27 protein-coding genes and 1 riboswitch are annotated in these 25,478 nt (G+C 71.0%); of the genes, 11 read left to right on the top strand and 16 right to left on the bottom strand.

Annotation, left to right across the window (positions count from 1 at the left end):
* The first annotated feature begins 63 nt into the window (after positions 1–63).
* On the top strand, positions 64–1,068 hold the full coding sequence (locus ACGHC0_RS00500) for a Bug family tripartite tricarboxylate transporter substrate binding protein (RefSeq protein WP_368353526.1): 1,005 nt from the start codon (positions 64–66) through the stop codon (positions 1,066–1,068).
* Between the two features lie 39 nt (positions 1,069–1,107).
* Here the strand turns inward: ACGHC0_RS00500 and ACGHC0_RS00495 are convergent, their stop codons facing one another.
* The gene (locus tag ACGHC0_RS00495; RefSeq protein WP_415268372.1) at positions 1,108–1,893 is read right to left on the bottom strand and encodes an IclR family transcriptional regulator domain-containing protein; all 786 of its coding nucleotides are present in this window, start codon (positions 1,891–1,893) and stop codon (positions 1,108–1,110) included.
* A gap of 279 nt (positions 1,894–2,172) precedes the next feature.
* Between ACGHC0_RS00495 and pobA the strand changes: the two genes are divergently transcribed.
* From pobA to ACGHC0_RS00470, 5 genes are all read left to right on the top strand, one after another.
* Entirely contained in the window at positions 2,173–3,411 is a 1,239-nt protein-coding gene (pobA, locus tag ACGHC0_RS00490; RefSeq protein WP_415267120.1) for a 4-hydroxybenzoate 3-monooxygenase, read from the top strand.
* Between the two features lie 41 nt (positions 3,412–3,452).
* Positions 3,453–4,121 (top strand): flavin reductase family protein, encoded by a 669-nt coding sequence (locus ACGHC0_RS00485; protein ID WP_415267119.1) that lies wholly within the window; start codon positions 3,453–3,455, stop codon positions 4,119–4,121.
* A gap of 123 nt (positions 4,122–4,244) precedes the next feature.
* Entirely contained in the window at positions 4,245–4,463 is a 219-nt protein-coding gene (locus ACGHC0_RS00480; protein ID WP_013592619.1) for a hypothetical protein, read from the top strand.
* A 16-nt stretch (positions 4,464–4,479) separates the two neighbouring features.
* Positions 4,480–4,788, top strand: a complete 309-nt coding sequence (locus ACGHC0_RS00475) for a hypothetical protein (RefSeq protein ID WP_415267118.1) — start codon at positions 4,480–4,482, stop codon at positions 4,786–4,788.
* A gap of 31 nt (positions 4,789–4,819) precedes the next feature.
* Positions 4,820–5,131 carry an antibiotic biosynthesis monooxygenase family protein gene (locus ACGHC0_RS00470; protein ID WP_368353521.1) on the top strand — a complete coding sequence of 104 codons (312 nt, stop codon included), beginning with the start codon at positions 4,820–4,822 and terminating at the stop codon, positions 5,129–5,131.
* Here ACGHC0_RS00470 and ACGHC0_RS00465 read toward each other — a convergent pair.
* On the bottom strand, positions 5,092–5,553 hold the full coding sequence (locus ACGHC0_RS00465; RefSeq protein ID WP_405045352.1) for a carboxymuconolactone decarboxylase family protein: 462 nt from the start codon (positions 5,551–5,553) through the stop codon (positions 5,092–5,094). The two genes, ACGHC0_RS00470 and ACGHC0_RS00465, sit on opposite strands and share 40 nt — an antisense overlap.
* A gap of 156 nt (positions 5,554–5,709) precedes the next feature.
* Here ACGHC0_RS00465 and ACGHC0_RS00460 point away from each other — a divergent pair, with 156 nt between their 5' ends.
* Entirely contained in the window at positions 5,710–6,627 is a 918-nt protein-coding gene (locus ACGHC0_RS00460) for a LysR substrate-binding domain-containing protein (protein ID WP_415267117.1), read from the top strand.
* Positions 6,628–6,768: 141 nt separating this feature from the next.
* On the opposite strand, the gene ACGHC0_RS00455 is transcribed toward ACGHC0_RS00460, so the two are convergent.
* From ACGHC0_RS00455 to cobM, 12 genes are all read right to left on the bottom strand, one after another.
* Positions 6,769–7,476 (bottom strand): DUF2076 family protein, encoded by a 708-nt coding sequence (locus ACGHC0_RS00455; protein WP_368353519.1) that lies wholly within the window; start codon positions 7,474–7,476, stop codon positions 6,769–6,771.
* A gap of 471 nt (positions 7,477–7,947) precedes the next feature.
* Complete coding sequence (locus tag ACGHC0_RS00450; protein ID WP_415267116.1) at positions 7,948–8,343, bottom strand: (2Fe-2S) ferredoxin domain-containing protein; 396 nt, start codon at positions 8,341–8,343, stop codon at positions 7,948–7,950.
* On the bottom strand, positions 8,340–9,344 hold the full coding sequence (cobJ, locus tag ACGHC0_RS00445) for a precorrin-3B C(17)-methyltransferase (protein WP_368353517.1): 1,005 nt from the start codon (positions 9,342–9,344) through the stop codon (positions 8,340–8,342). Before cobJ ends, ACGHC0_RS00450 begins: the two co-directional genes overlap by 4 nt.
* A 27-nt stretch (positions 9,345–9,371) precedes the next feature.
* Complete coding sequence (locus ACGHC0_RS00440) at positions 9,372–10,040, bottom strand: energy-coupling factor ABC transporter permease (RefSeq protein WP_415267115.1); 669 nt, start codon at positions 10,038–10,040, stop codon at positions 9,372–9,374.
* Positions 10,041–10,095: 55 nt separating this feature from the next.
* Positions 10,096–10,554 carry a cobalamin biosynthesis protein gene (locus tag ACGHC0_RS00435; RefSeq protein ID WP_415267114.1) on the bottom strand — a complete coding sequence of 153 codons (459 nt, stop codon included), beginning with the start codon at positions 10,552–10,554 and terminating at the stop codon, positions 10,096–10,098.
* Complete coding sequence (locus tag ACGHC0_RS00430; RefSeq protein ID WP_415267113.1) at positions 10,551–11,342, bottom strand: cobalamin biosynthesis central domain-containing protein; 792 nt, start codon at positions 11,340–11,342, stop codon at positions 10,551–10,553. The genes ACGHC0_RS00435 and ACGHC0_RS00430 overlap by 4 nt, the downstream gene beginning before the upstream one ends.
* A complete protein-coding gene (cobI, locus tag ACGHC0_RS00425; RefSeq protein ID WP_415267112.1) occupies positions 11,339–12,247 on the bottom strand; it encodes a precorrin-2 C(20)-methyltransferase in 909 nt (302 codons plus the stop codon). Before cobI ends, ACGHC0_RS00430 begins: the two co-directional genes overlap by 4 nt.
* Entirely contained in the window at positions 12,244–13,584 is a 1,341-nt protein-coding gene (gene cbiE / locus ACGHC0_RS00420) for a precorrin-6y C5,15-methyltransferase (decarboxylating) subunit CbiE (protein WP_415267111.1), read from the bottom strand. Before cbiE ends, cobI begins: the two co-directional genes overlap by 4 nt.
* Positions 13,585–13,586: 2 nt before the next feature.
* Positions 13,587–14,714: a cobalt-precorrin-5B (C(1))-methyltransferase gene (locus ACGHC0_RS00415; protein WP_415267110.1), complete on the bottom strand. Its 1,128-nt coding sequence runs from the start codon at positions 14,712–14,714 to the stop codon at positions 13,587–13,589.
* 7 nt (positions 14,715–14,721) lie between these two features.
* Positions 14,722–15,426 carry a precorrin-8X methylmutase gene (locus tag ACGHC0_RS00410; RefSeq protein ID WP_415267109.1) on the bottom strand — a complete coding sequence of 235 codons (705 nt, stop codon included), beginning with the start codon at positions 15,424–15,426 and terminating at the stop codon, positions 14,722–14,724.
* Complete coding sequence (locus tag ACGHC0_RS00405; RefSeq protein WP_415267108.1) at positions 15,423–16,526, bottom strand: sirohydrochlorin chelatase; 1,104 nt, start codon at positions 16,524–16,526, stop codon at positions 15,423–15,425. Before ACGHC0_RS00405 ends, ACGHC0_RS00410 begins: the two co-directional genes overlap by 4 nt.
* Positions 16,523–17,413 (bottom strand): precorrin-4 C(11)-methyltransferase, encoded by an 891-nt coding sequence (gene cobM, locus ACGHC0_RS00400; protein WP_368353508.1) that lies wholly within the window; start codon positions 17,411–17,413, stop codon positions 16,523–16,525. The genes ACGHC0_RS00405 and cobM overlap by 4 nt, the downstream gene beginning before the upstream one ends.
* A 92-nt stretch (positions 17,414–17,505) precedes the next feature.
* Positions 17,506–17,781: riboswitch (cobalamin riboswitch) on the bottom strand.
* 152 nt (positions 17,782–17,933) lie between these two features.
* Here cobM and ACGHC0_RS00395 point away from each other — a divergent pair.
* Positions 17,934–19,850 (top strand): carboxylesterase family protein, encoded by a 1,917-nt coding sequence (locus ACGHC0_RS00395; RefSeq protein WP_415267107.1) that lies wholly within the window; start codon positions 17,934–17,936, stop codon positions 19,848–19,850.
* A gap of 169 nt (positions 19,851–20,019) precedes the next feature.
* Positions 20,020–20,475, top strand: coding sequence for a hypothetical protein (locus tag ACGHC0_RS00390; RefSeq protein WP_051647393.1), 456 nt, complete (start codon positions 20,020–20,022; stop codon positions 20,473–20,475).
* A 60-nt stretch (positions 20,476–20,535) separates the two neighbouring features.
* Here ACGHC0_RS00390 and ACGHC0_RS00385 read toward each other — a convergent pair whose 3' ends face one another.
* Both ACGHC0_RS00385 and ACGHC0_RS00380 read right to left on the bottom strand, forming a co-directional pair.
* Entirely contained in the window at positions 20,536–21,576 is a 1,041-nt protein-coding gene (locus ACGHC0_RS00385; protein WP_415267106.1) for a peptidoglycan-binding protein, read from the bottom strand.
* Positions 21,577–21,683: 107 nt separating this feature from the next.
* Complete coding sequence (locus tag ACGHC0_RS00380; protein WP_415267105.1) at positions 21,684–22,454, bottom strand: class I SAM-dependent methyltransferase; 771 nt, start codon at positions 22,452–22,454, stop codon at positions 21,684–21,686.
* 201 nt (positions 22,455–22,655) lie between these two features.
* Between ACGHC0_RS00380 and ACGHC0_RS00375 the strand changes: the two genes are divergently transcribed.
* Positions 22,656–24,119: a UbiA family prenyltransferase gene (locus tag ACGHC0_RS00375; protein WP_415267104.1), complete on the top strand. Its 1,464-nt coding sequence runs from the start codon at positions 22,656–22,658 to the stop codon at positions 24,117–24,119.
* Positions 24,113–25,420 (top strand): FAD-dependent oxidoreductase, encoded by a 1,308-nt coding sequence (locus tag ACGHC0_RS00370; protein WP_415268462.1) that lies wholly within the window; start codon positions 24,113–24,115, stop codon positions 25,418–25,420. Before ACGHC0_RS00375 ends, ACGHC0_RS00370 begins: the two co-directional genes overlap by 7 nt.
* Positions 25,421–25,478: the final 58 nt, after the last annotated feature.

Raw genomic sequence — 25,478 nt, 5'->3', positions numbered from 1 at the left:
GGCCCCGAGGGCAAGCGGCGGCGCGCGCGCAAGAATGCCCACTCCTGCACAGAGAGACAAGCCATGACGAACCGCGCCACCTCCACCGCACGCCGCGCCCTGCTGGCCCTGGCCGCCACCGCCGCCTGCGCCCTCCCCCTGGCCTCCCGGGCGCAGGCCCCGGCCGCCTGGCCCGCCAAGCCGGTGCGCATCATCACGCCCTTCCCGGTGGGCGGCGGGCCCGACGGCGTGGCGCGGCTGGTGGCCGACCGCCTGGCCCGCGCCTGGGGCCAGCCCGTGACGGTGGACAACCGGCCGGGCGGCAACGGCTTCATCGCGATCGACGCCTTCAAGCGCGGCGCCCGGGACGGCACCGACATGATCGTGCTGGACAACGTCCACCTGGCCGCCTATCCCAGCCTGTTCAAGAAGCTGCCCTACGACCCGGCGAAGGACTTCGACCCGCTGCTGCCCCTGTTCAGGACCTACTTCTTCTTCACCGTTCCCACCCAGAGCCCCTACCGGTCGGTGGCCGACCTGGTCGCCGACGCCAGGGCCCATCCGGGCAAGCTCAACTACGGGTCATGGTCGGTGGGCAATCCGGTGCACCTGGGCTCCGAGCTGTTCGAGTCGATCACCGGCACGCAGATGGAGCACATCGTCTACAAGGAGACCACGCAGCTCTACACCTCGGTCTCCACGGGCGACCTGGCCTTCGCCCTGGGCACGGCCGCCACGGCCGGGCCGCTGCAGCGCGCGGGCAAGCTGCGCTTCCTGGCCATCGCGGCGCCGCAGCGCTCGGCCAGCTACCCCGACGTGCCCACCGTGGGCGAATCGGGCGGCCCCAGGGGCTTCGAGGTCATCGGCTGGAACGCCATCGCCGTGCCACCCGGCCTGCCCGCGGCCGTCACCGACAGGATCAAGCACGACGTGGAAGAGGCCCTGATGGCGCCCGAGGTGCAGGAGAAGTTCAAGAGCTTCGCCTACGAGCCCTTCCCCACCACGCGTGCCCAGTTCAGCCAGTTCATCCAGGGCGAGAGCCAGCGCTTCGGCGACGTGATCCGCAAGGCGAACGTGACGCTGGATTGAGCGCCGGCGTACCGCCCCGCCCTTGCCGGCTGCAGGGCGTCAGAGCATGGGCCGCAGTTCCCGCGCGGCATCCTGCAGCACCGGCAGCAGGTCGCGCTTCAGGCGTTCGGGAGACAGGCGGTCCGGCGCGGTGACCACGTTGAGCGCGGCGACGGCCCGGCCCTGCAGGTCGCGCAGCGGCACGGCCAGGGCCAGCACGCCCAGCTCATGCTCTTCGCAGGCCATGCAGCAGTCCTCCGCGCGGGCCTGGTCGATGGCGGCTCGCAGCGCGGGTGCATCGGTGCGGGTGTAGGCCGTCAGGCGCGGCAGCGGGTGCCCGCGCAGCCAGTCACGCACCGCGCTGCGCGAGCGGGTGGCCAGCAGCATGCGGCCGGTGGAGGTAGCGTGCGCCGGCAGGCGGCTGCCCAGGTGCAGCCCATAGGCCAGCACGCGGTCCGCGGCACCCGGCATGCCGCCGGAGCGGCCCGTCTCGCGCACGGCATCGCCCTGCGGCGCGGCGGTGCTGCGCGCCACGATGACCACCTCGCGCCCTTCCAGCACCACGGTGGAAAACGGCAGTTGCGTCTGCGCGGCCAGGCGGTTGAGCGTGGGCTGCACCAGGCGCGGCAGCCGGGCCGATGCCAGGTAGCTGCCCGCCAGCCGCAGCACCTTGGGTGCCAGCCAGAAGTACTGCCCATCGCTTTCCAGGTAACCCAGGTACGCCAGCGTGAGCAGATGGCGCCGCGCCGCCGCGCGCGTGAGACCGGTGCGCTCGGCCGCCAGCGTGGCGTTGAGGCGCTGGCGCTCGGTATCGAAGCTCTCCAGCACGGCCAGGCCCCTGGCCATGCCGGCGATGAAGTCGGCATGGGCAATGCCGGGCCCGGCGCTGCCCGGGGGTGCAGCGGATGGCGTGCGGGGAGAGGGGAGTTTGCGTGGTGCCATGGAACCCTGCGGGCGGTAGTGCGCGATCATCGCATCGATTGCGCGATCATCGCGCAAGCTTTCCGGGCGGCCATGGCGCGTCGCGGGCGGCGCTCCTACCCTGCGGGACACAGGCAGGCCGGGCACCCGCCGGCCGCCTTCCACACAGCAGACCGCCGCACGCCGGCGGCAGGAGACAAGCCCATGACCACCAGCCCCCCCGGGGCCGCACCGGTGCCCCGCGCCACCGTTCCGGCCGCCACCCAGGTCGCCATCATCGGTGCCGGCCCGTCGGGCCTGCTGCTGGGCCAGTTGCTGCACCGGGCTGGCATCGACGCGTTCATCGTCGAGCGCCAGCCGGCGGACCACGTGCTGGGCCGCATCCGCGCGGGCGTGCTGGAACAGGTGACCATCGAACTGCTCGACGAGGCCGGCGTCGGCGCGCGCATGCACGAGGAAGGGCTGGTGCACCGCGGCTTCGACCTGCTGCTGGACGGCCGGCGCCACCGCATCGACCTGGAGGCACTGGCGGGCGGGCGGCACGTGATGGTCTACGGCCAGACCGAGGTGACGCGCGACCTGATGCAGGCGCGCGCCGCGGCCGGACTGCCCACGGCCTACGGGGCAGCCAACGTGCAGGTGCATGGCTTCGACACCGCCCGGCCGCACGTCACCTTCGAGAAGGACGGCGCCACGCACACACTGCGGTGCGACTTCATCGCCGGCTGCGACGGCTTCCACGGCGTGTGCCGCGCCAGCGTGCCGCAGGGAGCGCTGCGCAACTACGAGAAGGTCTATCCGTTCGGCTGGCTGGGCCTGCTGTCCGACACGCCCCCGGTGCACCACGAACTGATCTACGCGAACACGCCGCGCGGCTTCGCGCTCTGCTCGCAGCGCAGCGCCACGCGCAGCCGCTACTACCTGCAGGTGCCGCTGACCGACAAGGTCGAAGCCTGGAGCGACGAGGCCTTCTGGAACGAACTGCGCCTGCGCCTGGACCCGGAAGCGCGCGAGCACCTGGTGACCGGCCCCAGCCTGGAAAAAAGCATCGCGCCGCTGCGCAGCTTCGTCACCGAGCCGCTGCGCTTCGGCCGCCTGTTCCTGGCGGGCGACGCGGGCCACATCGTGCCGCCCACGGGTGCGAAGGGGTTGAACCTGGCGGCGACGGACGTAAAGTTCCTCTCGGCCGCGCTGATCGAGTTCTATGCAGGGCGCAGCGAGGCCGGCATCGACGGGTACTCCGCGCAGTGCCTCCAGCGCATCTGGCGCGCGGAGCGTTTCTCCTGGTGGTTCACGCAGCTGATGCACAACTTCCCCGGCGACGACGCGGCCATCGCCGCGAAGTTCCAGGCGGCCGAGATCGACTACCTGCTGCATTCCGAGGCGGGCTCGCGCACCATCGCCGAGAACTACGTGGGCCTGCCGCTGGACTTCGGACAGTGAGCAATTGCAGGGACGCGCCAATGCCGGTATGGTGCCTGCGCATGAACGCACCCGCTCCCTCTTCTCCCGATGCGCCATCCACCGCCGGCGATGGCGCACGTTTCCACAGCTACCAGCCGCGCCAGGGCCACGGCCTGCCGCACGATCCCTTCAACGCCATCGTGGGGCCGCGCCCCATCGGCTGGATCAGCACCCGCAGTGCGGAAGGCGTGCTCAATCTCGCACCCTACAGCTTCTTCAACGCCTTCAACTACGTGCCGCCCATCGTGGGCTTCGCCAGCATCGGTGCCAAGGACACGCTGGCCAACGTGCAGGCCACCGGTGAATTCGTGTGGAACCTGGCCACCCGGGACCTGGCGGAGGCGATGAACCAGACCTGCGCGGCCGTGCCGCCCGAAGTGGACGAGTTCACCCTGGCCGGGCTCACGCCCCTGGCCTCCGAACGCGTCGCGCCGCCGCGCGTGGCCGAAAGCCCCGTGACCTTCGAATGCCGGTGCACGCAGATCCTGCAGCTGCAGGGCGCGGACGGGGTGCAGGTGCCCACCTGGCTGGTGCTGGGCGAGGTGGTGACCATCCACATCGACACGGCCCTGCTGAAGGAAGGGGTGTACGACACGGCGAGTGCCGGGCACATCCTGCGCGCGGGGGGGCCTGCGGACTATTTCTCGGTGGGGCCGGAGCAAAAGTTCAAGATGTACCGGCCGCGGTGATGCCGGGGTAACGCGGCAGCGCTTATGCTCATGCATGGCAGCGTTTCCGTATTTCACTGCCGGGCAACCGCCCTGCTGCCGCCACGGTGCCCGCGCAGGACCCTTCCGGAAAGAACCGACACCATGAACGCCACCCGACTCGTCGCCCTTGCCCTCATCGTGGCCGGCGCGCTCGGCCTCGCCTATGGAGGCTTCAGCTATACCAAGGACACCACGGTGGTGAAGCTGGGGCCGCTGGAGATCTCCGCCAAGGAGCAGGAGCGCGTCAACGTCCCGCTGTGGCTGGGCATCGGCGCCATCGCCGTGGGCGGGCTGCTGCTGGCGGTGGGCGGCCGGAAGTAGCGCGGCCCGCCATCCGATGGTCACGGCCGCCCGGCGCTTTCCCTTCCTCGCCCGCCACTGGTTCGGGCTGCTGTGCACGCTCCTGGGCCTGGCGCCGCTGCTGCTCCTGCTGGCCTGGTGGCCGCTGGCCGCGCTGCTGGAGTGCACGGGCAACGAAGGATCGGGCATGCACTGCGCCGCTGCGCCGGGACTCTCCGACGTGGCCTATGCGGTGTTCCTGACGGGCGCATGGGGGTCGATGTTCACGCTGCCGGCGGCGCTGACGCTGTACTTGGTCGGGGTGGGCCTGCGCTGGCTGTTGCGCAGGCCTGCGGCGCGGCGTTGAAGCGCAGCGATCACCACGAAGGAAATCCCGGATGATTCTTGAATCGGCCCCCCTGCACGTGCGCGCCGGCCAAGCCGCGGCGTTCGAAGCTGCGTTCCGCCAGGCCCAGCGCATCATCGCGTCCATGCCGGGCTACCGTTCGCACCGGCTGGAGCGCTGCATCGAACGGCCGAATGAGTACCTGCTGCTGGTGGAGTGGGACACGCTGGAAGCCCACGAACAGGGCTTTCGCGGCTCGCCCCAGTACCAGGAATGGAAGCGGCTGCTGCACCACTTCTACGAGCCGTTTCCGGTCGTGTCGCACTATGCGGCCGTCGATGGCGCCTCGTCCTTGTCAGCCTGACCGCCAGCGCTCAGCGGCAGCGCAATGCCCGATGCGGCGAACACCTCGCGCACCACGCCCAGCGCATTGAGCGCGGCCGGAAAGCCGGCGTAGACCGCCATCTGCATCACCACCTCGACGATCTCTTCCGGGCTGCAGCCCACGTGCAGTGCCGCATGCACGTGGACGCGCAGCTGCGGCAGCGCATGGCCCATGGCGCACAGGGCCGCCACGGTGGCCAGCTCGCGTTCGCGCAGGCCCAGCGCGGGGCGCGAATAGATGTCGCCGAACGGGAACTCCAGCAGCAGGCGCGCGAAGTCGGGGAAGGACTGTGCCAGCTGCTCGACCACGGCGAGGCCCGCGGGGCCGTCCACGCGGGCCAGCATGCGGGCGCCGCGCTCGTGGCGCGCGTTGTCGTTGTGGTTGCCAGTGCCCGAGGACATCGGCGGGAGGGAGGCGGTGGTCGACGGGGACGTGGCAGCGCTGGATGGGGATGTGTAGGGCATGCGGGGCTCCTTTCGGCTTTCGAGGGTGGGAGCCGCGAATGTAGGAAGCCCGCGGCGCCGCGGAAATGACCGATTTGGTGATACCTTTTCGGTATGTCTGCCAAGCTCGACTCCCGCTCGCTCGCCCTTTTCCTGGCCGTGGCCGATGCGCAGAGCTTCCGCCAGGCCGCCGAGGCCCTGTACCTGTCGCAGCCGCCCCTGAGCCGCGCGATCCACGATCTGGAGTCGCGCCTGGGCGTGCCGCTCTTTGACCGCCACCCGCAGGGCGTAAGCCTCACCGAGGCCGGGCGCCGGCTGCTGCCCTATGCGCGCGGCGTGGCCGATCTGCTGCGGCAGGCCGAGGTCGCCTTCCAGGGCGCCGCCGTGCCGTCCACGCTGCGGCTGGGGCTGACCAGTTCGGCCGAACCGGCCTGGTTCCGCGGGCTGGCCGATCGCGTGCAGGCGCTGCAGCCCGGAGTGATGGTGGCCGTGGCATCGGACACGTCCCCGCGCCTGGTACGGCAGTTGCGCGCGGGCCGGCTCGACGCGGCCTTCATCGCGCTGCCCACCGATGTGCGCGGACTCGACGTGCTGGAGTTGGACCGCCTGCCCATGGTGGTGGCGCTGCCCTCCGCGCACCCGCTGGCGCGGCGCCGGCTGCTGCGGCTGGCCGACCTGGCGGCGGAACCCGTGTTCTGGTTCGAGCGCGCCCGGCAGCCCGCGTTCTACGACCATTGCCAGCAGGTGTTCGAGCGGCACCGCTTCGCCCCGCCCAAGCTCCGCGAGCCGGCGGACCACCACGTCCTGCTGGCCGAGGTGGCGGCCGGCCGGGGCATGGCGCTGCTGGCCAGCTCCTTCACCGGATTGCGGCGGGCCGGCGTGGCGTACAGGCGGCTGGCCGAGGGCGACGCGCTGGCCCTCGGCATCGGTCTCGTCACGCCGTCCGGCCAGCCTGCGATGCGCGCGCTGCTTTCCAGGGCCGGTGGCGTAATGCGGGCATCGCACGCCGGGCATCGAGATGCTTGGAGTTGACCCGGCTCCATGGACACCTCATGTTTGCCGGTCGCAGCGATGCGGCTTCGGCGACGTCTTCGCACCCGTCCAAGCGCTGGATCGTCGAGCGCCGCCTTGCGTGGCTGGAGAAGGGGAAGACCGCAGGCACGCGCTCAGAGATCAGAGGAAGTTCCCGCCGTCGTCGTCGTCGAAGGCCGGGCCGCTGTCGTCGGGCAACCAGCCTGCGTCGCGGCTATCGTCGTTGCCGCGGCTGTCGTAGAAATTCTCGTTGGTGATGTTCTGCACCACGGTTTCCTGTGGCAGCAGCGCGCCGCCACCCAGCAGGCCATTGCCCACGGCGCTGCCGCGGTTGCCCAGCAGGTGTTCCAGCCCGTTGAACAGGAACATGCCGCCGGCTACACCGGCCGCCGCGCTGGCGGCGGTGCCCAGGAAACCCGGCCCTGCCGGGGCGGCCGCAGCCGGCGCGCTGGCGTTGCCGAACAGGCGGTCGCGCCAGCCCGGAGCGGGTGCCGGCTGCGCATAGCCCGCCGGGGGGGCCTGCGGCGGCATGGAGGCAGATTGCGCTGCGGCGCCGCCCGGGTTGTAGGCTTGCTGCGACGGGGCGCGGCCAAAGCCCGGCTCCAGGTCGGCGCCGATGAAGCTGCGGTTGCTGTCTGCGGCCTGCTGCAGCCGTGCGACTTCTTCCCGTGCATGCGCCAGGCCGCGCTCGAGCAGCAGGCAGCGCTGCACCAGCAGGTAGAGCGCGTCGGGCTGCGCGGCCAGCGCCTGGTGGATGCGGCTGTCGGCCTCGCTGTCCTTGGTTGCCGGGCCGGCGTGGGCCAGGCGTTGCAGCAGGTCGTCGAGCAGCGGGCGTTCGTTCGGGGTCATCGTCACACTCCTTTGGCTGGTGGATCAAGGGTATGCGCATCTGATCCCGCGCTGATTGGCGGGTTCCCGGTGCGGGCTTGCATGAAGCGCGGCCCACAAAATCCGGCGAAGCGTTTCTGACCAGGCGCCACATCGAAGGCAGTACGACAAGATGCAGTAACGACGCCAGAAGGGTTTTGTGAGCTGCACCAGGCCCACCCCGCCCGCTTCGGCGGCCTCGGCCTCGATCGGCTGGCGTGCTGGGCAATGAGCGTGCACCCGGACAGCACCAGGCAATGGATGGCGCGGCAGCCCCAGGGCCTGTTAACACTATGGAAGGGGATCGCGTTGCCCCACCAAGGGGTTGTATGCAAGGCGCCCGCGCGTAGCAAGGCTGGTGCCTTGCAAGTGCGGGCAACGCCGCAGACGGCCCCTTGGTGGGGCAACCCGAAGGGAAGCTCATCGCAGCCCCTTCCATAGCGTTAACAGGCCCTAGCCGCCTGTCGGCCCCTGGTGGAACACCAGGTCTTCCACCGGCTGCCCGCCCACCAGATGCTGCTCGATGATCCGGTCCATGTTGGCCGGCGTGACGTCGTAGTACCAGGTGCCGTCGGGCTGCACGCACATCACCGGGCCGCCCTTGCAGGCGGCGAAGCAGCCCACGCGGCTGCGCTTGACGCGCAGGTCGCCGTCGTTGAGGCCCGCGGCCTTGAACTTCTCGCCCAGGCTGTCGAACAGCGCCTGGGCCTGGCCTTCCTGCGCACAGCGGGGGCCGGTGCAGATGAGGATGTGGCGGCGGTAGCTGCCGATCCTGGGCTTGACGACGACGCGCACGCCTTCGGCGGGCGTGGCGGCTGCGGTGGTGGTGTCGGGCGTGTCGGTGCTCATGCCTCTTCCTCGGTCGTGGTGGCCTCGGCGACGGCGAGCGGTTGTGCCAGCGTGTCGCGGATGTAGTCGGCCGGCAGGCGGTGGCGCAGGGCCAGCGCTTCGATGCTTTCGCCGGCGGCGTGGTCGAGCTGCAGGTTCTCCAGCCAGCCATTGAGGCCCGTGGAGAGCGACCGGCCGGGCCGTTCGCCTGCGCGCGTGGCGCCGCCGCCTTCCACGTCGTACTTGTTGGCGTAGCCGCGCGGCGTGACCATGAGGCCATGCTGCACGATGGTGTTGCTGTTGCCGATGAGCACGGTGCTCAGCATGCCGATGTCGGCATCGCACATGGTGGCGAGCGTGGCGAACTCGATGCGCTCGCGGCGGCGGTAGGCGCTCTTGACGATGGCCACGGGCGTGTCCGGGCTGCGGTGGCGCAGGAAGAGCCGCTGGGCCTCCTCGATCTGGCGCGTGCGGCGGCCGCTCTTGGGGTTGTAGAGCGCGACCACGAAATCGGCCATGGCGGCGGCGTCGAGCCGGCGCGCGATGGTGGGCCAGGGCGTGAGCAGGTCCGACAGCGAGATGGCGCAGAAGTCGTGCGTGAGCGGCGCGCCCACGCGGGCCGCGCAGCTGTTGAGGGCCGATGCGCCGGGCACGATCTCGACCTCGATGCCCTCGGGGTCGGGCACGCCGTTCTCGTCGACTTCCGGCGGCGTCCAGCCGGCCTGGAACAGCACCTCGAAGGTGGGCCCGGCCATGCCGTAGACGCCCGCGTCGCCCGAGGAGATCAGCGCGACCTTTTTGCCCTCGCGGGCGCGGGCCAGGGCCTCGATGGCGCGGTCGAGCTCCTCGGTCATGGACTTGCGGATGATCTCCTTGCCCTCGATGAGGTCGGCCACCAGCTTGATGTAGGTGACGTAGCCGATGATGGTGTCGGCCTCGGCGATGGCGGCGCGGGCGCGCGCCGTCATGTGGTCGGTGCTGCCGGGGCCGATGCCCACGAGCATGATCTTTCCTGCGGACATGTGCGTGTCGTCTCTTTCGGATGAGGGTCAGGCCGCCGTTGCCGCGGTGGCGCCGGGAGCGGCGATGCGGTGCAGCGTGCCTTCGTCGATGCAGGCGGCCAGCCAGCGGCGGCCGCGCAGGCGCGTGGCGCCCAGGGTGATGGCGATGGTCAGCAGCGGCTCGACGGCCACCAGGCTGAGGTAGGACGCGGCGAACAGTGCCCAGTCGGCCAAGGGGGCCGGATCGCTGCTGATGGAGAGCCAGAAGCCGACCATGAGGGTGACGCCCGCGTAGTACATGGCGTCGAGCTTGAGCACATTCGCCACGCTGATGCGCGCGAGGCGCTTGCCCAGGCCGTGGTGGACGGCCACCAGCGGCACGGCCAGGCTCAGGAAGTTGATGGCGAGGTGCGCCAGGTCCTGCGGCTCGAAGACGAGGGCCTGGGCCAGCAGCCCCAGGCCGAAGCCGAACAGCGTCGGGATGAAGCCGAACAGCAGGTAGATGGGCATGGCGCCGACGAAGTGCAGCTCGGACGGGCCTATGGGCATGTGCCAGACCTGCATCAGCACGCTGAAGAAGAAGGCGGCCAGCAGCGTGCGCAGCCAGGCCGTGGGGCTCTTGAGCAGGGGCAGCGCGTGCGCGCCCAGCAGCGCGGTGGCGGCGACGGAGGCATAGGCGATCTTGTCCTGCGAGAGGATGCCGATTTCGATATGCATGGTGGACCTTTCTGGAGTTGCGGGAAGGAACGGGCCGGGACGCGGGCGTGGCGCCTCAGCCGCCGGAATCGGAAGTGCCCTGCGGGACAGGCGGAATGCGGGCGATGGACACGGTGGCGTTGCGCCCGTCGGGGCCGCGCAGGCGGTGTTTTTCAACCAGCAGGGCCGACGCATCGGGCGCGCCCGCGGCCAGCAGCGCGGCGGCCTCGCTGACCGAGGGCGTACCCATGTAGCGCAGCACGGTCTCCGACGGGTTGGGCACGGGCACGGCGGCCAGTTGCGCCGCGGCGTACCAGCGCAGCGGCCAGCCATGGCGGGCGGCCAGCGACAGGAAGGCGGCTTCGTCGTGCTTGGCCTCGATGCTGGCGGCCACGGACACCTGGGCGATCTGCGCGCCGGCCCGGGCAAGGGCTTCGTGCAGGCAGGCCTCGACCGTGGCCTCGGGTGTGCCGCGGTCGCAGCCCAGGCCGATGGCGAGGCGGGGTGCCGGGCGAGCGCCGTGTGCAGTGCTCACGCGGCAGCTTCCACGGGCGGGCGATAGACCACCAGGCGCTCGTGCCATGCGGCCCAGCGCTCGGGCGCGACCTCGTCGTGCGTGATCCACAGCACGGCCTGGAAGCGGCCCGGCTCGACGCCGCTCCAGCCGTCCAGGCAGGTGATGTTGGCGGGCAGCGGCGTGGGCCGGTTCCACCACTGGCGGCTGCCGGCCTCCTGCACCACGGCGATGGGCTCGCCATTGACCACGTGGGCCGAGACGCGCGTGATGTTGATCTTGGGCGCCTCCACGCGCCAGCCCAGGTGGCGGCCGAGGATGTCGACGGGAATGGTCTTGCCCACGTCGGACGCGGTGGTGAGCACGGGCGTGGCGCCGATCAGCGCGGCGATGCGCTCGCTCCATTCGTTGGCGCCGCCCACGTGGCCCGAGAGCACGGGGATGACGAACTGGCCGGCGTCGTCCACCACCGTCACGCCGGGGTCCTCGTCCTTGGACTTGAGCACCGGGGCGATCAGGCGCACCACGGCGCCCAGCGAGACGAAGAAGACCAGCTGGTCGTAGTGCGCGAAGAGCGGCGCGATCTCGTCGCGCAGGGCGCCTTCGTAGGCGCGCACGGTGTTGGGCAGGCCTTCGAAGGCCAATGTGAACTTGGCGGCGGTGCAGACGTGCGCCTGCGGCACGTCGCGCGCCAGCTGCGCGGCCTGGGCGGCGCCATGGCGGGTGATGGCGACGAGGCACACGCGCACTTCGCCGGCGGACTGCGCGGGGGCGGAGAGCACCACGTCGGGGGTGGCAGGGGTATTCATTCGGCAAGCTCCGGTTCGTCGGAAAGGGGTGGGTCCACAGCGGAAGCCGTGGAGTCCGCGGGCGAGGTCTTCTTCAGGCAGCCCTTGATGCGCTCGCCCCGGATGCGGTGCGGGTTCTTCACCACCATGAGCGAAAGGTAGCTGACCTTGGTGCCGCGCAGGGCGGGCAGATCCTGCCCGGCCACGCAGCGCTCGTCGGGCGCGCCCACGCGCTCGATGAACTGGGTGTGCGGCAGCAAATCGCGCCGCTCCAGCCAGTCGATCAGGTCGTCCATGAGCGGCTTGACCTTCATGAGCACCAGGGTGTCGAAGTCGGTCAGCAGGCGGTCCACCGCGCTCACGCCGTAGGCGGCGGGCACGATGGCGATGGTGTCGTCCTGTTCGGCCAGGGGCATGCCGCGCGTGGCGCAGGCCGCCGTGAAGGCGTTCACGCCCGCGATCACGGGCGCCTCGATGCGCGCGTCCAGCGCCCGCACGGTGCGCGCCAGGTGGCCGAAGGTGGCGTAGGTGCTGGCGTCGCCTTCCACGAGGAAGAGCACGTCCTGCCCGGCCAGCAGCCAGGGCAGCACGGTGTCGGCCGCACGCATCCAGGCACGGGCGAGCTTGTCGCCGTCGTGCGTCATCGGGAAAAGCAGCGTCTGGTGCGTGGCGGGCGGCGCGAGGCCGGCGCGCTGCACGATGTCGAAGGCGTAGCTCGGCGTCTTGGTGCTGCGCGCAGGGTAGGTCCAGACGGCGTCGGTGCGCTGCAGCTGCGCCCAGGCGGCGCGGGTGATGAGGCCGGGGTCGCCGGGGCCCAGGGAGACACCGATCAGGCGGCCCAGGGGCTTTTGCGGGGCTTGCGGCGTTGGCGAGGCATGCGCTGCCTGCGGAGCGGTGGTATCGATGGTGGCATGCTCGGCGGTCATGCGCCCTCCTCCACGGCCGGCGCCGCAACCCCGGCACCGCCCGCCTGCGCGCAGACGATCCACACCGGGTTCTCGGCCGCCATGCGGTGCATGTGCAGGATGGGCTTGCTGCGCGCGGCCTGCAGCTGCAGCACGTCCCACGCGGCGCCGGCGGCCTGCAGGGCCTGGGTGGCGGCGGCCAGGTTCTCCAGCGTGACGAAGTTCATCACCAGCCAGCCGCCGGGGCGCAGGCGTTTCAGGCACAGCGCGATCAGCTCGGCCAGCTCGCCGCCCGATCCGCCGATGAAGACGGCGTCCGGATCGGGCCAGGCATCCAGTCCCTCGGGCGCCTTGCCATGCACCAGCGTGTGGTTGGAGACGCCGAAGTCGCGCACGTTGCGGCGCGCGATCTCCACGTCGCCCTCGTTCTTCTCCATCGCCCAGACATGGCCCTGCGGGCACAGGCGCGCGGCCTCCAGCCCCACGGAACCGCTGCCCGCGCCGATGTCCCACACGCGGCTGGCTGCGCGCAACTGCATGCGGGCCAGCGAGACGGCGCGCACTTCCTGCTTGGTGATCAGGCCCTTGTCCGGCTGGCGCTGGTGGTAGGCCGCATCGGGCAGGCCGAAGCGCACCGCGTCGGGCCGCTGGCGGGTGCGCACCAGCAGCACCACGTTGGGGTCGGCGAAGTCCTGGCCGGCGGCGGCGGCCGGCGCCATGTCGGCCCAGACGCGCTCGTCGGGCGTGCACAGGCGCTCTGCCACGCTGATCTGGAAGTCCTCGCCCAGGCCTTCGGCCAGCAGCAGGCGGGCGATGCGCGCGGGTGTGTTGTCCGGGCTGGTCAGCACGGCCAGGCGGTCGTGCTGGCGCACGGCCTGGGCCAGCGCGTAGAGGCCATGCGTGGGCGCGGCGCCCACGGCCCACTCGCCGGCATCCTTCGCATGCACGGAGACGATGCGCGCGTCCTGCCAGGCCAGGCCCAGCCGGGCGCAGGCGAGCTGCAGGGTGGAGACATTGGGCATCACCTCCAGCGCCTGGATGCACAGGCGCGAGGCGAGGTAGCTGGCGATGCCGTGGCAGAGCGGATCGCCCGTGGCCAGCACCACGCAGGCCTGCTGGGCGGCGCGGGCCTCGGCGATCCAGCCGGGCACGGAGGACAGGCAGCCCGTGAGGTCGCGCCGCACGGCATGGGGGGCGATGTCGTCTTCCAGCAGCGCCAGCGTGCGCGTGCCGCCGATCACCAGGTCGGCGCGCCGCAGCAGCGCGAGCGCGGTGGCGCCGAGGCTGGCGGCGCCGTCGTCCAGCACGCCGATCACGCGGCAGGGCTGGGGGTCTTTTTCGAGCAGGTTCGTGGTCATGGTCAGGCGGTTGCGGCCGGCCCGGAGGCGGCCTCGGTGATCTTGCTGCCGTCGAAATCGCAGACCAGCACGGTGAGATGGAAGCGGTCGCCGTAGCGGTCGGGCGCCGTGAGCGTCTGCACCACGGCCTGGGCGAGGGCATGGTGGAAGGGCTCGCCCAGGCCCAGGGCCTGCATGCGCTCGGCGCCGAAGCGCGCGGTTTCGGCGGCGGCGATCTCGGCGCAGACCTCGGGCAGCGCGCCCACGCGGGCGGCGAGTTCGGCCAGCAGCTGCGTATCGACCTCGGCGCGGTTGGCGTGGGTGATGGTCTCGCCCTGGGCGATCTTCGTGAGCTTGCCCACCATGCCGCCGATGACGACTTCGCGCAGGCCCTGCGCCACGGCTTCGTCGAGCGCATAGCGCAGGAAATCGCCCATCTGCACGAAGCAGGCGGCGGGCAGCTCGGGCCGCTCCTTCATGGCGAACTGCTCGGTGCGCCCGCCCGTGGTGAGCACCACCACGCCGTGGCCCAGCGTGGCCGCCACCTGCACGCCCTGGACCACGCTGGCGCGGTAGGCCGAGGTGGAATAGGGCTTGACGATGCCGGTGGTGCCGAGGATGGAGATGCCGCCCAGGATGCCGAGGCGCGCATTCAGCGTCTTCTTGGCCATCTCCTCGCCCTGGGGCACGGAGATGGTCACTTCGAGCCCCGCGTTCGCGAGCAGCGGGCCGCCCACGGCGCGCACGTTCTCCTCGATGTTGCGGCGGGGCACGGGGTTGATGGCCGGACCGCCCACTTCCAGGCCCAGGCCGGCCATGGTGACCGTCCCCACGCCGAAACCGCCGCACAGCACCACCTCGCCCGCGCGGCCGGGCAGCACGCGCACGTCGGCCGTGAGGTGGGCCTTGTCGGTGCAGTCGGGGTCGTCGCCCGCGTCCTTGATGACCATGGCGTGCGCGTTCCGGCCGCTCTCGCAGCTTCCGTCGTTCACCGCGAAACGCACCACGTCGCCGTTGGGCAGCAGGCAGTCCACCGCCTCGGGCACGGCACCGCCCACCAGGCCCAGCACGGCGGCGCGCGCGGCGGCGGCGGAGCAGGCCCCGGTGGTGAAGCCGGTGCGCGTGCCGCGGCGGACGGTTTTCTCCATCATGGCGGGTTCAGCCTCCGGCGGCGCCTTGGGGCTGCGGTGCCGTTTGCTTTTGCCGTGCCTCGGCCAGCGCCAGCAGCGCGTGCAGCGCGGCCACCACCAGCGTGGAGCCGCCCTTGCGGCCGCGGATCACGATCCAGGGCACCTCGGCCACGCCGGCCATCAGGTCCTTGGATTCGGCGGCGGAAACGAAGCCCACCGGCATGCCGACCACGAGGGCCGGGCGCACGCCCTCCTCGCGGATCAGGCGCACGAGTTCGATGAGCGCGGTGGGCGCGTTGCCGATGCCCACGACGGCGCCCTGCAGCAGCCCCTGCCGGTGCGCCTTGCGCATGGCTTGCACGGCGCGCGTGGTGTCCTCGGCCTGGGCCCGGGCGATCACGTCGGCGTCGCTGATGAACTGGTGCGTGCGCATGCCGAAGTGCGCCAGGCGCGGCTGCGAGAGGCCCGAGCAGATCATCTCCACGTCGGCCACCACGGGCGCGCCGCCGCGCAGCATCGCCGCGATGCCGGCCTCCACCGCCTCGGGGTGGAAGTCGGTCAGGCCGTTGAATTCGAAGTCGGCGTTGGCGTGGATCATGCGGCGCACGATGGGCCACTGCTGCGCCGTGTAGGGGTGCGGGCCGGCCTCGGCGTCGATGATCGCGAAGCTGTCGTGCTCGATGGCCTGGCCGGCGCGCGTGAGCTGTTCGGTGACGGTGTTGACCGTGCTCATGCGGCGGCTCCGGCCGGCTGGGGCGCGGCGTGGCCGTGGTGGTCGTGATCGTGATCGTGATCGTGATCGTGGCCGTGCGAGTGCCCATGGGCATGCGCGTGCGCATGTTCGGCGCCTGCGGCGGCGGGGGCTACGGACGCATGGGCATGCGTGTGCTCGTGGCTATGGCCGTGCCCCAGGTCGTGCGCGATCTCGCGGTACTTGCAGCCGTCGCAGGGCAGGCGGCTGTCGGGCAGGCCGGCCTGCAGGTCGGCCACGCGCTGCTCCAGCAGCTCGAAGATCTCGGTCTCCATGCCGAAGTGGGCCGACTGCGCGAAGCGCAGCTGCGGGTACTGCACGCGCAGGTGCTCCACCTGCCGGCCGATGCGCTGCATCAGCGTGCCGGTGTAGAGGTAGTACGGCAGTACCACGATCTGCTTCATGCCCAGCAGCGCCTGGCGCTGCACCACGCGCTCCAGGCGCGGCCAGGTGATGCCGGTGAAGGCGATCTCGACCAGCTCGTGGTGGCTGTCTTCCTGCAGCCAGCGCGCCATCTTGGCGACGTCGCCGTTGGCCTGCCGGTCGGACGAGCCCCGGCCCAGCAGCACCACGCCGGTGGTGGTGGGGTCGGGCATGTCCAGCGCCTGCATGCAGCGGCGCAGTTGGCGCTGCATGATGGCGAGGATGGGCTCGCAGGCCGTGAGGTGCGGGCCGTAGAGAAATTCCACGCCCGGGCAGTGCTCGCGCGCATGCTCGATGGCTTCGGGGATCTCCATCTTCACGTGGCCGGCCGCGTTTAGGATGAGCGGCAGCACCAGCACGCGGCGGCTGCCCCGGGCGGCCATCAGCAGGCCGTCGTGCAGGCCGGGCGGCGCGAACTCGATGAAGCAGACCTCGATGCGCCAGCCGGGCTGGCGCGCGCGCCACTGGCGCACGAAGGCGTGGATCTCGTCGTTGCCCTCGGGCTCGCGCGAGCCGTGGCCGACCAGCAGCACGGTGGTTCCGGCCTGCGCGAGTGCGGGAGCGGTGCCGGCGGCGGGGCCACGATGTGGATCGACGCCATGACCGTGGCCGTGTTCGTGGGAGTGCCCGTGGGCATGCGGAGCGTGCAGGTGCGTCATCGTGGGGTATCCGTGAGGGTGTCCGTCGGGGAGCTGGAGGCCTCCGCGCCGTGCGGCGCATCGCTCGCGCGGCGGAAGCGGTGGGTGAAGCCCGGGTCGTAGAGCTTGGACTTGGCGAGTTCGGGCCAGTGGCGCGCGCCCAGCGTGGGGCTGGCGATGATCATGGCCTGGCTCACCACCTGGGCCTCGCGGCAGCGCTCGCGCACGTCCGCCACCGTGCAGCGCACGATGCGCTCCTCGCCTGGCCAGGAGGCCTTGTGGACCACGAGCAGCGGCGCGTCGTCGGGCCAGCCGGCTTCGCGCAGGCCGGCCTGCACCTTGTGCAGCAGGGTGATCGACAGGAAGATGCAGAGCGTGCAACGGTGCCGCGCCAGCTCGGCGAGCGATTCGCCGGGCGGCATGGGCGTGCGGCCCTCCACGCGCGTGAACACCACGGTCTGCGTGACCTCGGGCAGCGTGAAGCTCTCGACCGCGGCTGCGGCCGAGGCCATGGCCGAGGACACCCCCGGTACCACGCGCACCGGAACGCCCGCGGCATCGAGCGGCTGCACGAGTTCGACCAGCGCGCCGTACAGTGCCGGATCGCCCGTCTGCAGGCGCACCACGGTGCGGTGCTTCTGCGCCTGCAGCACGAGCCACGCGGCCATCTGCTCCAGCGTCATGGATTTGCTGTCGGCGATGGTGCAGCCTGGAGGCGCCCAGCGCGTGGCGGTTTCGTCCACGAGCGAGCCGGCGAACAGGATGGCACCTGCGCGTTCGACCAGGGAACGGCCCTTGACGGTGATGAGGTCCGGATCGCCGGGGCCGGCACCGACGAACCAGACGGTGCCCGGTCCCGGGACAGCGTTGTCGCAGGCCCCGTTGGCCTGCGCCGAAGAATCTGGCATGGGAAGCGACGAACAAAGATGCGCCCGCCGCGGCAGGCGCGCCCGCACCCTGCCTCCCCGCAGGGTCCGTGAAATGGAGCATGCACGCAAAAAGCGCGCGCTCCCCTGTCGGCCGGTATCCGGGCTGGCGGCGCGGCAGTTCGTACCGGGCTCCCCGGGCCCTTCCCGGATGCCGCGCAAGGCATTCCAGTGGACGTCGTTCCAGGGGCCGAAGGCGCCTGGCCTGAGCCCATGCGCCTTCCATCGCTGACCGTTGCGGGGGCAGCCCAGGCCGGGGCCGTCGTCCATGGCGGAGCGGCCCTTCCTGGTTCCCGTTTAACTGCGCGGCCGGAAACGGCCGCGCGAGCACCAACGGGCGGAAGTATAGGGGGAGCGCGCCGGCACGGCCCGCTCAGGACGTTTCAGAACGATTCAGGTGTCCGCCCCCGGGCCGGCCGGGATTCGCACCAAGAATGGACAGGGCGCTCGCGCCGAATGCAACGGCCACCCGGCCACAACACTTGGAGAGAGGGAACCCGACATGCGACATCCGCACACCATCCGAGGCGCCTGGCTGGCGCTTTCCGCCGCCGCCGTGCTGGCCGGCACCGGCTGCAGCACGCACCGCACGGACCACCAGGCAGGCGCCGCACCGGCGCCTGCCTGCGCCAGCGGCACCACCGCCACCTTCAGCAACGGCGCGTCCGCGTGCGGGAGCCAGGCATCCGTCACGCCCGCGGGCGGATCGCCCGTGGCGGTGAACACCTACCTGGGCATCAAGTACGCCAAGGCGGGCCGGTTCCAGCCGCCGCAGATGCATGCCCCCACCGGCAGCAACGTGCCGCAGACGGCGCCCGGCGCCTTCTGCCCGCAGCCCAACAGCACCGTCTTCCCCAACCAGAGCGAAGACTGTCTCTACCTGAACGTCTTCACCCCGCAGTCGGCCCTCGGGGCGTCCCGGCCGCTGCCGGTGCTGTTCTTCATCCACGGCGGCGCGTTCGTGGAAGGCAGCGGCTACCAGCCGACCTCCCATGGCAACATCTTCGACGGCTCCTATCTCGCCGCCACGGGCAACATGGTGGTGGTGACCATCAACTACCGCCTGGGCGCGCTGGGGTTCCTGGCGCTCGGCCATGTCGAGAAGAGCGTCGATCCGAGCGGCACGCTCAAAGGCAATTTCGGCATCCTCGACCAGCAGCAGGCACTGCAATGGGTGCAGCAGTACATCCGCGCATTCGGCGGCGACCCGGCGCGCGTCACCGTCGCGGGCGAGAGCGCAGGTGCGATGTCCACCGGGCTGCACCTGTTCGCCGCCCCGGACAGCGCGAAGCTCTTCCAGGCTGCGATCATGGAGAGCAATCCGGTCGGGTCCGTGTACCGCACACCGGCCAAGGCCCACGAGCTGGGCGACCTCTTCCGTGTATCGCTCTGCCTGCACATGAAAGATTGCCTGCAACGCGAACCCATCCTGAAAAATGCCACGTTCCGGGAGATTATCGATACCCAGTCAATGAAAGCGCCGCCATCGGAGGACAAGGCCGGCGCCACGGCCAGGATGCAGACTTCGGTGCCGCCCCTGGTCGCCCTGCTGGGCGAGGCCGCCCCGCAGGTCCACGACGGCCTGCCCTGGTCGCCCACGCTGGACGGCACGGTCATCGCCGGGCAACCCCTGGCCGGCTATGCGACCACATCCACCGGACCCATGCCTGCGAAGCCGTTCGTCTTCGGCATCAACCGGGACGAGGGGGCCGTCTTCGCCGACATGGCCTATTTGAAGCTGCAGGACAAACTCAGCCCCATCGCGGTCAACAACATCGTCGTCCCCTGGGTCTGGGGCCGCGACAGCGCCAAGGCCATCACCGGCTACACGGTGCAAGGCACATCGCCCTACAAGGCCCCCGCCGCCTCGGCCCCCAGCTACATGGCCAATGGCTCGGCCGTGACGATGTCGAACATCATCAACGACTTCGCCTTCCGCTGCGGCAATCTCGCCATGGCCGGCCGCGGAGCCGCTGCCAACGCCAAGGCCAGCCCCGCGCTGCCGGCCTTCGGCTACCTGTTCGCGCAGGCGCCGATCTTCAACCTGTACAGGACAGGCCCGGAGCGCACGCCTGTCCCGGCCTGCCAGCCGGATGCCGGCAACGTCTGCCATGCCAACGAAATACCGTATGTGTTCAACACCGTCGGGCAACTGGTCAACCCAGCCCCCGCCGCGGACATGGCACTGGCGCAGACCATGGCGGCCGCCTGGGCGAGCTTCGTGAACAACCCGTCCAACCCGGCTCCCTGGGCCGCGTCCGGCAGCCTGCCGACGCGCTGGGCGCCCTATGCCGGCCTGTCGTCGCCACTGGCGCAATGGAACACCGCTGGCGAGAGCAGTGTCAGCGCATCCACGATCGACCAGGGCGCGAACTGCTCCGCACTCTGGAACACGGTCGCGCCGATCGGAGGGAACTGATCCTGCACCCGGCTGCGCATCCTGGCCAGGAACTGTTCAGGAATTTTCAGGAAACATTCATTCCGCCTGCCGGCACGAAACGGAAGAATGAGGGCTCCTCAGTCTCTGAGGGAGGGGGGACGCCGATTCCATCGGTGTTCCGAAAGCCAACCAACCAGCGAACCCAAAAATGGCACTGACCAATCTGACCGTCCAATCCGACAACAACGCAGGCCCGCTGTACCAGCAGGGCTGGGACTTCTATGCCACGGACCTGAACCAGGGCGCCGGCGGCAAGTACATCTACGTGGGTTACCAGCGGGGCACCGCCAACCCCATCACCGATGTGCGCTTCGAAGCCTACGACAGCGCCCAGCAGAACTCCATCCCCGGCTGGGAATGGTCTCCTGTGGACCTCAACGAGGGTGCGGGGGGCAAATACATCTACATGTACTGGAAGCGCGGCGGCGCGGCCCCGATCACGAACCTGATGTTCCTCGCCCTCAACGAATCCACGCCGCCACAGATCCCGGGGTGGACGCATGTCGGCCCCGACCTCAACGAGGGTGCCGGAGGCGCCTACATCTGGGCCTACTACTCCCACACGGTCCAGCAGTCGGCCGCCAAGGTGAAAGTGGCTCGCTGATCGAAAGGCCACAAGGCCGGCGCACTCCAGGGAGCGTGTGCCGGCCGCCCCGAAGCTGCGTCAGCGCGAGAGCGCGTCGGTAGTGGCCGAGTCCAGGCGGCCCGTCACCGGCAGGCCCTTGTCCTTCTGGAAGGCCCGCAGCCCGTTCGTCGTCTTCGGGCCCATGCCGCCGTCCGGCGTGCCCACGTCGTAGCCCAGCGCATTCAGGCGCGCCTGGGCTTCACGCACCGACATCGACGCACCGGCCTTCGTCTGCGACGGGGCCGCGCCTCCGTCCACGCCCAGCCGGCCACCGCCGCCCAGGCCCTGGCCCTGCACCTTCTGCGCCTTGTAGTTGCGCAGTGCCACGACCATCTGGTTGTACGCATCCATGAACGCCGCCGTCAGCACCTTGCCCTGCGAGGTGTTCTGGTAGCCGCCCAGGTTGCCCCCGGCGGAGCCGCCGAACAGGCTGCCGAAGCCCGCGAAATCGCTCTTGGACGCACTGCCTTCCGACACCGACACCTGCACGCCCGAGCGGTTGTCCACCAGCGTCAGCATCGCGCTCGCCTCGCGCGTCTTGAGCGAGCCGCCCAGCGCGCCGATCGCCCGGCCGCTGCCGCCGCCGATGAGCGCACCCAGCGCGCCGCCGATGCCGCCCGCGTCGCTGTTGGAGAAGATGATCTCCGGCGACATGCCGTAGTCCGAGGCCACCATCTGGCCCTGTCCGAAGTTGCTGCCGCCGCGCATTTCGCCCGACTGCATCAGGGCGCGCTCGCGGTTCATCGCGCCCATGCCGGCCATGCTGCGCTCCACCACCACGAAGCAGTTCGACTGCTGGATCAGCAGGCGCAGCAGGTTCGACGTGGGCGGCAGGCGGTATTCATTGCGCAGGATCGTGTACCAGCCAGCGTCCTGGTTCTCCACCAGAGACACCGTGCCCAGCGGCGAGGAGCAGCGCTCCAGCTGCGTGTTCGCGTTCGCCGACGACTCCCCCGCCGCCGCGCCCGTCGCCACCGTCTTGGACTCGGCGCTGCCCATGCGCATGTTCGTGGTCTCGCAACCCGACAGCAGCGCCGCGGCGCCGGCCACCGCCAGCAGGGTGAAGGTCTTCTGGAGCATGGGAGAAATTCCTTTCGGGATAAACACAGGGGAATGGAAGGGCCGCGTCCGGGAGTAATCGGGCCGTGCTCGGCAGTGGAGTGAAGCCGTCGCGCGGCGGCGCCGAATCATAGCGCCGGGGTCTGCGCGCGCCCAGACGGCGCGGGCAGGCGCCCCACCTGGTAGATCCAGACCGGGTGGCCGTCCGCGGGCCGCAGCACGGCCTCGGGCGCGGCCCCCGGCACCTCGAAGGCGAGGCTGACCAGCCAGGCGTCCGCCGCCATCTCGGCGCGGGCCTTGGCGGCCGCGCGCGACATGCTCTCCGGCCGCTGGAACAGATACACCATCCGGTAGCCGCCCCAGGGCGCGCGCCAGATGTCGCCGCGGCGCACCCGCGCCCAAGGGCAGCGCAGCGCGCACAGGCAGCGCAGCGGCCAGCTCCACTCCAGCCCCTCCAGCCGCGCGGCGGGATAGGCGCGGCGCAGCGCGCGCAGGCCGTGGCCCAGGCCGCAACCCGCATCGAGCACGGCGGCGCCGGGCTCCAGGGGTGCGGCATCCGGAAGGCCGTCGAGCGCGCGCTGCGGGGTGGGAAACAGCGGCGCGTCGCGCCAGGCGTTGAGCGGATAGACCAGCAGCAGCACGCCCAGGGGTGCGAGCCAGGCCCAGGCGGGCACCTGCGCGGCACCGGCCGCCAGGAAGGACAGGGGGAAGCCGGCCGCGATGAAGCCCTGCCGCCAGCGCGTGGAGCCCCAGAGGCTGGCGAGCACGCCAACGCCGCAGCCCGCGAGCCAGGCGCCCCACCAGGGGATGCCGGGCACGCCGCGCAGCAGCGCGAAGGCGAGCCAGGCACCACCCCAGGCCAGGAGGGCGGGAAGGGGCCAGGGCAGCGGTATCGGCATGGAACGCATCTCGTCGTGGAACGCAAAAGGGATCGCGGAACGGCCCGCCTGCCGCGCAGTGTAGAGAGCCCTGCGGGCCGGGCACGTCCTGCCACCGGGGCCCTCCTACAATCTCCCGTTCCATTTTTTGCATTTGCCATTGATCCAGGGCGTCCGGCCCCGGATTGTTTCCGGGCTTTCCGTACCGTCCAGGGGCTTTTCGTGCGTCCGTCCACCCATCCATCGCTTTCCGCCGACGCCCTGCCCCTGGTGGTGGACCTCGACGGCACGCTGCTGCTCACCGACATGCTGCACGAAAGCTCCCTGCAGCTGGTGCGCGACGCGCCCTGGAAGGCGCTGGCGCTGCCGGTGTGGCTGGCAGGCGGCAAGGCGGCCCTCAAGCGCCGCATCGCGCAGCAGGTGGAGGTTCCGGTCGCCCATCTGCCCTACAACCAGCCGCTCGTTACCTGGCTGCGCGAGCAGCGCGCCACCGGGCGGCGCGTCGTGCTGTGCACGGCGTCCGACCAGGCGCTGGCCGATGCGATCGCCGCGCACCTGGGCTGTTTCGACGCGGTGATGGCGAGCGACGGCGCCACCAACCTCGCCGGCCCGGCGAAGGCCGATGCGCTGGTGCGGGCCTTCGGCGAGCGCGGCTTCGACTACGCGGGCAATTCGCGCGCCGACCTGCCCGTCTGGCGCGCCGCGCGCGCGGCCATCGTGGTCAATGCGTCCGCCTCCGTGGCGCGGCGGGCCGAGGCGCAGGGCAACGTGCAGCGCAGCTTTCCCCCCGCCTCGGCCGGCCTCTCCGTGTGGCGCAAGGCGCTGCGCCTGCACCAGTGGATGAAGAACCTGCTGCTGTTCGTGCCGCTCATGGCGGCGCACCGCCTGAGCGACGGCGCCGCCTGGACGCAACTGCTCATGGCCTTCCTGGCGTTCGGGCTGTGCGCCTCTTCCGTCTACCTCGCCAACGACCTGCTGGACCTGGAGAGCGACCGCCAGCACCCGCGCAAGCGGCTGCGGCCGTTCGCCGCCGGCACCCTCCCTGCGTGGAAGGGGGTGGCGCTGGTGCCGGTGCTGGCGGGCTCGAGCCTCGCGCTGGCCTGGGCCACCGCGCCGGCTTTCCTCGCGTGGCTGCTGGTGTATTTCGCGACCACCTGGGCCTATTCATTGGCGCTCAAGCGCTGGGTGCTGGTGGACTGCGTGGCGCTCGCCGTGCTCTACACGCTGCGCCTGGTGGCGGGCGCGGCGGCCATCGCGCAGCCGCTGTCGTTCTGGCTGATTGCCTGCTCGGGCTTCCTGTTCCTGTCGCTGGCCTTCGTGAAGCGCTATGCGGAACTGCTGGTGCAACAGGCGGCGGGCAAGACGCAGGCCCACGGCCGCGGCTATCTCACCTCGGATGCGCCCATCGTGCAGAGCCTGGGCGTGGCGGCAGGCTATACCTCCGTGGTGGTGCTCGCCCTCTACCTCAACAGCGATGCGGTGATGACCATGTATCGCGCACCCGGTCTGGTCTGGGCCACCGTGCCGGTGCTGGCCTTCTGGGTGAGCTGGATGTGGCTGCGCGCGGCTCGCGGCGAGATGCACGACGATCCGCTCGTCTTCGCGTTCAAGGACCGCGCCAGCATCGTGGCGGGTGCGGTGTTCGTGCTGGCCCTGGTCGCGGCGGCCCTGGGGTGGCCGTGGTAGCGGTGCATTCCTGGGGGCGGTTGCAGGCGGCGGAGCACGCGCTGCATGCGCTCGCGGACCATCCCCCCGCCCGCCTGCCGCTGGCGGAGGGGCAGCACGGCCTGGCGCACGGCATGGGCCGCAGTTATGGCGACGTCTGCCTGAACCCTGGCGGCGCTCTCTGGTCCACGCGTGGGCTCGACCGTTTCATCGCCTGGGACGAGTCCACGGGCGAGCTCACCTGCGAGGCCGGCGTGCTGCTGCGCGACATCCAGCGCACGTTCGTGCCGCGCGGATGGATGCTGCCCGTGACGCCCGGAACGCAGTTCGCCACCGTGGGCGGCGCGATCGCCAACGACGTGCACGGCAAGAACCACCACGTGCATGGCAGCTTCGGCGACCACGTGGTGGCCCTGCAGCTGCTGCGCACCGACGGTCAGCGCCTGCACTGCGGGCCCGACCTGCAACCCGGCTGGTTCGCCGCCACCGTCGGTGGGCTAGGCCTGACGGGTGTCGTCACACAGGCCACCCTGCGGCTGCGACGCGTGGCCGGCCCGTGGCTCGACACCGAAACCTTGCCCTACGCGAGCCTGCGGGAATTCTTCGCGCTCTCGGATGCCTCGGAAGCCGATTGGGAATACACCGTCTCGTGGATCGACTGCCTCTCAGGCGCCGATGCGCGCGGCATCTTCATGCGCGGCAACCACGTGCCCGGCCCGGTGGCGTCGCCGCCGCGCCCGCCCGGCGGCGGCAAGCGCACCGTGCCGTTCGCGCCGCCGTTCTCGCTGGTCAACCGCCTCAGCCTGCGGCCGTTCAATACCGCCTACTACCACCTGCATGCGCGGCGTGCGGGGCGGCGCCTGCAGCACTACGAGCCGTTCTTCTATCCGCTGGACAACCTGCTGGAATGGAACCGCATCTACGGCCGCCGCGGCTTCCACCAGTACCAGTGCGCCGTGCCCCGCGAGGGCGGCGAAGGTGCGGTGGCCGCGCTGCTCGGAGAGATCTCCGCGTCGGGCCAGGGATCGTTCCTCGGGGTGCTCAAGACCTTCGGGCAGCGCACGCCGCCGGGCCTTTTGAGTTTCCCGATGCCCGGCGTGACTCTGGCGCTCGATTTCCCGAACCTGGGCGAGTCCACGCTGCGCCTCTTCGAGCGGCTCGATACCGTGGTGGCCGCGGCCGGCGGCCGGCTGTATCCCGCGAAGGACGCCCGCATGCCCCGCGCGCTGTTCGAATCGGGCTACCCGCGCCTGTCGGAGTTCCTGCCCTACCGCGATCCCCGCATCCGCTCCGCGATGTCGCTGCGGCTGTTCGGCGACTGACGCGCCGGCCCGCCACTGCGCCCCGTTGTCTTTTCCTGTTCACCGTTTGCGCCGCTTC

Origin of the sequence: Acidovorax sacchari (assembly GCF_042847045.1) — a bacterium.
Lineage (GTDB): Bacteria > Pseudomonadota > Gammaproteobacteria > Burkholderiales > Burkholderiaceae_C > Paracidovorax > Paracidovorax sacchari.
Note: the sequence above shows the minus strand (reverse complement) of the source record. Positions and strands in the feature narration are given on the sequence as shown.